Origin of the sequence: Xenorhabdus sp. NBAII XenSa04, from assembly GCF_963866145.1 — a bacterium.
Classification (GTDB): Bacteria; Pseudomonadota; Gammaproteobacteria; order Enterobacterales; family Enterobacteriaceae; genus Xenorhabdus; species Xenorhabdus indica.
On the sequence record NZ_CAWMEB010000154.1, the window covers coordinates 1 to 7,791 of the forward strand.

Genomic DNA, 7,791 nt, shown 5'->3' on the forward strand with positions numbered 1-7,791 from the left:
CTGTAACAACTTTTGTGCCAACCTCCGCAGACAATATCCCGGCCCAATTACAGGCCCACACCGATCCACGTCGGTGTCATCTTGATTTGAGTCAGGCACCATTACTGGCCACCAGCATTGCTCACGACCCAGCCAACAATGAATGGCTGTTAGCCCTGAATTTTCATCATCTAATTGGCGACCATATGACTCTGGAACTTATCGTCGCCGAGATCCGTTTACTGTTGCAGGGGCAACCCGAAACTCTGCCTGTAACAATCCCTTACCGCAACTTTATCGCTCAAACCCTGAGCGTACCCGCCTTTGTACATGAGGACTACTTCCGCGCCCAACTTGCCGACGTTGATGCGCCAACCGCCCCCTTTGGCCTGCTTAATGTACAGGGAGACGGTAAGGATATTACCGAAGCCCGTTTGCGGCTGGATACCACTCTGGCACAGGCGATACGTACTCAGGCTCGTCGTCTGGGTATCAACCCCGGCGTACTGTTCCACGTTGCCTGGGCACAGGTACTGGCGCAAACCAGTGACCGTGACGATGTCGTCTTCGGCACTGTACTGCTCGGTCGCCTGCAAGGTTTTACCGGTGCCGATCAGGTGATGGGGATGTTTATCAATACGCTGCCAGTGCGGATCACGCTTGCTAATCGTAGTGTGCTGGAGGTGGTACGGGCTACCTATCGCGATCTGACATCACTGCTGGAGCATGAACAAGCCCCTCTGACATTGGCGCAACGCTGTAGTGGCGTAAATCCGCCGTTGCCACTATTCAGCGCTCTGTTTAACTACCGCCATAGCCAGCCAAATACGGTGAACCAGATTTGGGACGGTATGCGTATATTGAGCGCAGAAGAACGCACCAACTATCCACTTGATCTCTCCGTGGATGATCTGGGGGAAGATTTTAACTTGATAGTTCAAAGTATTGCGGAGGTTGATCCTGTCCGGGTAGTCAATTATCTGGTTACCGCCATTAGCGGACTAATTGAAGCGCTGAAAACCGATCCACAGCGGCCTATTCTGAACCTGCCAATTTTGCCAGCAGCAGAACGTCAGCAGCTACTGGTGAACTTCAATGCGACACAAGTGGATTTCCCGCAAAAAGTGCTTATCCATGAATTGATTGAGCAGCAGGTTAAACGTACACCTGATGCTACTGCAGTGGTATTTGAGAAACAGTCGCTTAGCTATGATGAGCTAAATCAGCGTGCCAACCAAATAGCCCATGCTTTGATTGAATTTGGTGTACGTTCCGATGATCGGGTGGCGATTTGTGTCGAGCGCAGCCTGGATATGGTGATTGGTATACTGGGTATATTAAAAGCCGGAGCGGGTTATGTTCCGCTCGATCCTGAATATCCAAACGAACGGCTGGCACATGCTTTGTCTGACAGTACGCCCAAGTTACTGCTCACTCAGCAACATTTACACGCGCATTTGCCGATAGCCGATATCCCTGTATGGTTATTAGATCATGCCAACCATCTGAACTCAGTTGCCCAACAATCGGTTGCCAATCCTGATCCAAGACAGTTGGGGTTACAAGCACATCATCTGGCCTATGTGATTTATACCTCTGGTTCCACTGGATTACCTAAAGGCGTGATGATTGAACACCACAATGTGGTGAACTTTATCCATACCCAGTGTCAGATCAGTGAACTCAGATCGACTGATCGTGTTCTGCAATTCGCCACGATTGCCTTTGATACTGCTGTGTCTGAAATTTTCCCAACATTGTCTGTCGGTGCCACCTTAATCCTGCGCCCAGCGCATATTCGGATACCGGATACGACCTTTAGCCATTTCCTACAGAAACAGGCTATCAGCGTAGTAGATCTGCCGACTGCCTTCTGGCACCAGTGGGTACAAGAGATGAAAGCAGGCCGCTGTGGTTTCAGCCCTTCTCTGCGCTCAATCACGGTCGGTGGTGAAAAGGCTGAATCCCGTCATCTTATCGATTGGCAATCCATGCCTGAAACCCGGCACTGCCGCTGGATCGATACCTACGGACCAACCGAAACTACTGTCATTACCACCGCAATGACACTGGACAGCGGTGAGGTACTGGATGCAACCGAAACGTTGTCAATTGGTCGCCCGATTGCCAATACCCGCATTTATATTCTTAATACACAAGGACAACCTGTACCACTCGGTGTCACTGGAGAGATCTATATTGCCGGTGCGGGGGTGGCTCGTGGCTATCTGAATCGCCCAGAACTGACAGAAGAGCGATTTGTCACCGATCCATTCAGTATGCAACCGAATGCCAAAATGTATAAGACCGGCGATCTGGGGTGCTGGCAGCCAAATGGCACGATTGTTTACCTCGGCCGTAATGACTTTCAGGTTAAGATCCGCGGGTTCCGTATTGAGCTGGGCGAAATCGAAGCACAATTGACCCATTGTGCAGGTGTCAAGGATACCGTCGTTACTGCACGTGAAGAAGATAATGGCGAGAAACGTCTAGTGGCGTACATCGTGCCACAGCCTGATGTCACGCTGGATGCCGCTAACCTGCGAGAACAACTGAGTACCCGTTTGGCAGATTATATGCTGCCCAGCGCCTTTGTGATGTTAGAAACGTTCCCCCTTACACTCAATGGCAAACTTGACCGTAAAGCGCTGCCCGCGCCAGACCAATCAGCGCTGGTAACCCGTGATTATGAGTCTCCTGTTGGCGAACGGGAAACGACATTAGCTCAAATCTGGCAAAATCTGTTGGGGTTAGAGCGTGTCGGACGTTACGACAATTTCTTTGAGTTGGGAGGTCATTCACTGTTGGTTGTCAGCCTGATTGAACAACTGCGCCAACGTAACCTTGCACTTGATGTCAAAGCGGTTTTCACTTCGCCGACGCTGGAAGTGATGGCGACTCGCCTGACAATAGAGGCGACTGGCAAAACCGCCCTGAACGTGCCACCCAACCTAATCAGCACGGATTGTGACACTATTACGCCAGATATGCTGCCGCTGGTAACATTATCTCAGGCGGAAATTGACATCATTGTTGAGAGTGTGGCTGGCGGTGCCGCTAATGTGCAGGATATCTATCCTCTCGCACCGTTACAGGAAGGCATTTTGTTCCACCATCAGCTACAGGAGCAAGGCGATGTCTACCTGTTAAACAGCCTGATTGCCTTTGATAGCCGTGCACGTCTCGATGCTTTCCTGGGCGCCCTGCAACAAGTTATTGATCGCCATGATATCCTGCGCACCGCCATCTGTTGGCAGGAATTGTCCCAACCTGTACAGGTTGTCTGGCGTCAGGCACCGTTGTCGATCAGTCCCTTTGTTCCAACCTCTTCAGACAATGTGCTGGCTCAGTTACAAGCGCACACTGATCCGCGTCAGCGGCGGCTCAACCTGAATCAGGCACCACTGTTCACGGCCGATATTGCTCTCGATCCGACCAGCAATGAATGGCTACTTGCTTTAAGTATTCATCATTTGATAGGCGACCATGTAACGATGGAGCTTATCACTGACGAAATTCGCTTACTGTTGAAAGGGCAAGCAGAAACTCTGACCGTCCCATTACCTTACCGCAACTTTATTGCCCAGACACTCAACGTGCCAATCTCGGCACATGAGACCTATTTCCGTTCCAGACTTGCTGATATCGACACACCAACGGCTCCCTTCGACCTGCTCAATGTACAGGGTGACGGTGAAGGCATACTCGAAGTGAATCTCCCGCTGGAGCCGGCACTGGCACAGGAAATCCGCAATCAGGCCCGCCATCTGAGTATCAGTCCGGGTGTATTATTCCATGTCGCCTGGGCACAGGTACTGGCACAAACCAGCGGCCTTGAGAATGTCGTTTTCGGCACCGTACTGCTTGGCCGTTTGCAAGGCTTTGCCGGCGCCGATCGGGTGATGGGCATGTTTATCAATACCCTGCCAGTGCGGATATCTCTTGCCGGTCGCAGTGTATTGGAAGTGGTGCAAGACACTTACCATGATTTGACGGCACTGCTTGAGCATGAGCAGGCTTCTTTAGCTCTGGCCCAACGTTGCAGTAGTGTGATGCCACCAATGCCATTGTTCAGTGCCTTACTCAATTATCGCCATAGCCAGCCAGAGACAGATGATACAGTCTGGGATGGCATGCGTCTGTTGTCTGCTGAGGAGCGTACTAACTACCCATTGACCCTTTCGGTGGATGACTTTGGGGAAGATTTCAGCATAGTCGTCAAAGCCGTCGCTACAATTGATCCCGCCCGGATAGCAGATTATCTGGTCACAACTATCAACAACTTAGTTGAAGCTTTGGCAAACGCACCTCAGCAGTCTGTTTTGGGTCTATCAATCCTGCCTGCCGATGAACGCCAGCAATTATTGATAGAGTTCAATAACACCGAGACTGATTTCCCACAAGAAACGCTGATCCATGAACTGTTTGAACAACAAGCAGTACGCACGCCTGACGCCACTGCTGTGGTATTCGGAGATCGGTCTCTCAGCTACCGTGAACTGAACTGCCAGGCCAATCGTCTGGCTCATCATCTAATTGCCATAGGAGTACGTCCGGATGATCGGGTGGCTATCTGTGTTGAACGTAGTCTGGAGATGATGGTGGGACTGCTGGCTATCCTTAAAGCGGGTGGTGCCTATGTGCCACTGGATCCAGCCTACCCAGCCGAACGATTGACTTACATGCTCGACGATGCTGCACCGGTAGCTCTGCTCACGCAGTCCACCCTGGTTGATATGCTGGACAGCAATCTACCCCGCATATTACTTGATCAGCCGCTATCTGTTTTTGATGAGGGATCTGAAAACAATCCCGATGCTCAAACGCTGGGACTAACCCCACACCATCTGGCCTATGTGATTTACACCTCCGGTTCCACGGGACAGCCCAAAGGGGTCATGGTGGCGCACAGAAATGTCATCAATCTTTATACCGGATTGAATGCAGCGCTCGACCTCCAACAACCGTGTCGCATAGCCATGAATGCCAGTATTGTGTTCGATGCCTCGGTGAAAATCTGGCTCCAATTGCTTTCAGGTCATACATTGATCATCGTTCCTGAAGATATTCGTGCCGATGGCCAGCAGCTCTGGCACTATTTTGCACGCCACGTTGTGGACATGTTCGACTGTACGCCGGTTCAATTGCAGTGGCTGTTGGACGCCGGACTGGGAACACGTGCCGGTTATCAACCCAAGTTGGCACTGATTGGCGGGGATACTATTTCTCCTTTAATGTGGTCCAGACTGCAAGAAATAGAAACGACCCGTTTCATCAACGTTTACGGACCAACAGAATGTACAGTAGACGCCACTCTCTGTCCGGTTGATTTATCATTGTCGCAACCCAGCATCGGCCGGCCAATGGCTAACACCCAGATCTATATTCTGGATAAACAAGGCCAGTTGCTGCCCTTTGGTGTTACTGGTGAGATTTATATTGGTGGCGTCGGTGTTGCCCGCGGTTATCTTAACCGCCCAGAGTTGACAGCGGAGCGCTTTATTCCTGACCCGTTCTCAACTACACCTAATGCCCGAATGTACAAGACCGGTGACCTCGGTCGCTGGCTGCCCGATGGCAATATTGACTATTTGGGGCGCAACGACTTTCAGGTCAAGATCCGTGGCTTCCGTATTGAGCCTGGTGAGATAGAAGCACAACTTACTCAGTGTCCGGGGGTCAATGAAGCTATTGTCATTGCGCGCGAAGATATTCCGGGCGATACCCGTTTGGTGGCCTATCTCCAGCCGCAATCCGGCGTTGAACTGATCCCGGCTGAACTGCGCCAGCAACTGACTCAGCATTTGGCTGAATACATGATCCCCAGCGCTTTTGTGATGTTGGAAACCTTCCCGCTTACGCCTAATGGCAAACTTGACCGTAAGGCACTGCCCGCACCTAATCAGTCTGCCGTGGCTGTACGTGATTATGAAGCCCCTGTTGGTGAAGTGGAAACGGTGCTGGCTCAGATCTGGCAAGACTTGTTGGGACTGGAGCGCGTGGGTCGTTATGATCATTTCTTTGAGCTTGGCGGTCATTCGTTACTTGCGGTTCAATGCACGACACGTATACGCCAGATGTTGGCACGGGATCTGCCGCTTGCTCAGATTTTTGCCCAGCCTGTGCTTATTGATCTCGCTCGAACGCTTATTGATATTTCCGTAACCATTCAGACTGCGATACCTGTTGCCGATCGCGGCCTGCCGCTACCTGTCTCTTTTGCTCAGCAGCGGTTGTGGTTCCTTGACCAACTCGATCCCGCCGCTAGTCAGGCCTACCATATCTCGGTGGTATTGCGACTTTGCGGTAAGCTTAACTATCAAGCGCTTACCACGGCTCTCGATACCCTTGTTGCCCGTCAAGAAAGCCTGCGCACTCACTTTACGTTGGTTGACGGTCAGCCCTGTCAGCAGATTGACCATGCAGATATTGGTTTTACGCTTTCCCATCTGGATCTGCGTTCCCTGAGCGAAACGGCCCGCATCCATCGCGTTGCCGAACTCACTGAATGTGAAGCTCGTACGCCTTTCAATCTTACTCAAGGCCCGCTGGTCCGTGGTCAATTGCTGCAACTGGCTGACGAGGAGCATGTGCTGCTGTTTACCCAGCACCATATTATCTCCGATGGCTGGTCTACTGGTATTTTAATTCGTGAGCTGGCAGCGTCTTATCAGGCTATCCTTTCCGGTCACGATGTTGCCTTACCACCATTGCCCATCCAGTACGCTGACTATGCTGTCTGGCAGCGCAACCAGTTGCAGGGCGACGTACTTACTGAACAACGTAATTTCTGGTGTGCTCAGCTTCAAGGAGCGCCAGCCCTGTTGGAACTGCCTATGGATCGGCCACGACCATCAGTACAGCACTATGCTGGCAGCCAGGTGCCTTTCCATCTCGACGCAGGATTACTAACCGCACTTAAGGCACTTGGACAGCACCAAAATACAACTTTATTTATGACCCTGCTCGCGGCTTGGTCTATTGTCCTTGCTCGTCTCAGTGGTCAGGATGATATCGTGATTGGCACTCCTGTTGCCAACCGCCAGAACAGAGAAACCGAAGAGTTAATTGGCTTCTTTGTCAACACGTTGGCCTTACGTATCGAATCTGGTCAGTGCAATACTGTGGCGGAACTGCTTGCTCAGGTTCGCGAACGTACACTGGCTGCTTATGCTCATCAGGATCTGCCGTTCGAACAGGTGGTGGAAGTATTACAGCCCGCCCGCAACATGAGTTACAACCCAATTTTCCAAGTCATGCTGGCTTTGAACAATACTCCGGCTCAGGAACTGAAGTTACCCGGTCTGGAACTCACCCTTATTGAGCAATCACAGTGCAGTACCCAATTCGACCTGACACTGTCGCTTACTGAAACCGACGCCGGTTTGGTTGGTAAACTGGAGTATGCAACTGATTTGTTCGATCAGGAAACTGTGATTCGTATAGGGAGTTATTTCAAAAACATTCTGACAGCAATGGCAACAGATGCCACACAAGTTATCCAGTCCCTGCCTATGCTACCTGCTGCCGAACGCCAGCAGGTACTGGTCGATTTCAACGCCCCACAGGCTGACTTCCCACAAGAAGCCCTGATCCATGAATTGTTTGAGCAACAGGCTGACCTGACCCCTGACGCCATCGCCGTGGTATTTGAAGGTCAATCCCTCCGCTACGATGAACTGAACCGCCGCGCTAACCAGTTGGCCCATCATCTGATTGCACTGGGCGTCCAGCCTGATGATCGCGTTGCTATCTGTGTTGAACGCAGTTTAGAAATGGTCGTCGGCTTGTTGGCTATCCTCAAAGCCGGCG

Annotated in this window: 1 protein-coding gene; it reads left to right on the plus strand. The window is 51.4% G+C overall.

Annotated features, from left to right (window positions below):
• Nucleotides 1-7,791: amino acid adenylation domain-containing protein (locus AAC147_RS07015; protein ID WP_156115445.1), on the plus strand; the 7,791-nt coding region annotated here is incomplete at both ends.